The following is a 1,314-nucleotide window of genomic DNA, read 5'->3' as shown; positions in this document are numbered from 1 at the left end:
CTAAAATATAAATAGAAAGTTAATAGGGGGGATTTGATGAATAAAATTAATAGTATATTAGAAGAAATTAAGCTTCCTGAGATAGTAAAAGTTAAACAGAATTTTGATAAAAGAAAAATAGAAGATGTAAAAGCAGAAATTAAAAAATTATTAAAAGAAGATAATTTCAAAAATAAAATTGAAAAGGGAAAAACTGTGGCTATAACAGGTGGAAGCAGGGGGATTAGTCATTATAGCATAATAATGAAAACTATAGTAGATTTCGTGAAAGAAGAAGGTGGAGTTCCTTTTATCGTACCAGCTATGGGTAGTCACGGTGGAGGAGATGCCATTGGGCAAAAGCATATACTTGAAAAGCTAGGTATTACAAAGGAAAGCATGGGCTGCGAAATAAAATCTTCTATGGAGGTAGTTGAAATAGGTAGAACAATTAAAGATCTTCCTGTGTATATTGATAAAAATGCATTTAATGCTGATGGAATAATACTTATCAATAGAGTTAAGCCACATACATCATTTAGGGGAAAATATGAAAGTGGACTTGTAAAAATGCTAGCAATTGGTCTTGGAAAAAGAAAGGGTGCAGATACTACGCATTCTTTAAGGTTTGAAAAAATGGCTGAAAATATTGAAGAGTCAGCAAAAGTGTCTATTAATAAATTAAATATACTCTTTGGTTTGGCAACAATAGAAAATGCATATGATGAGGTGGCTGAAGTACATATTTTAAATAAAGAAGAAATTCTTATAAAAGAGCCAATATTATTAGAAAAATCAAAGGAATTAATGGGAAAATTATATTTGGATAATATAGATGTACTGATTATAAAAGAAATAGGTAAAAATATAAGTGGTACTGGTATGGACACAAATATAATAGGAAGATATCATACTAAAGCGGCATCTGGAGGACCTAGTATTACAAAAATAGGATTGTTAAATTTAAATAGTGACTCAAATGGTAATGCAAATGGAATGGGCTTAGCTGATTTTATAAGTAAGCAATTTTATGAAAAAGTTGAATTTGAAAGTACATACTTAAATGCCATAACTTCCACAGAGCCAAATAGTATTAAGCTTCCAATGGTCCTAGATAATGATGAATATGTGTTCAAAGCTTGCGCCAAAACCTGCGGTATTTTAAACCATCAAGATATTAAATTAGTTATAATAGAAAATACTAAAAACTTAAATAAAATATACATGAGCAAGGAAGCCTATAATAATATAAATGATTATAATATGGTTAAAATGGAAGGCGATTATTTTAATATTAAGTTTGATGATTATGGTAATTTTATCGTATAAAATGTT

General features: G+C 29.0%; 1 protein-coding gene. It reads left to right on the top strand.

Features of this window, described 5'->3' with window-relative positions:
* Positions 1 to 36 precede the first annotated feature (36 nt).
* Positions 37 to 1,308: a nickel pincer cofactor-dependent isomerase, group 22 gene (locus NSA58_RS20320; RefSeq protein ID WP_074429763.1), complete on the top strand. Its 1,272-nt coding sequence runs from the start codon at positions 37 to 39 to the stop codon at positions 1,306 to 1,308.
* Positions 1,309 to 1,314: the final 6 nt, after the last annotated feature.

Origin of the sequence: Terrisporobacter muris (assembly GCF_024621905.1) — a bacterium.
GTDB lineage: Bacteria > Bacillota > Clostridia > Peptostreptococcales > Peptostreptococcaceae > Terrisporobacter > Terrisporobacter muris.
The sequence above is the reverse complement of the archived record's forward strand: the minus strand, read 5'-3'. Positions and strand labels throughout refer to the sequence as shown.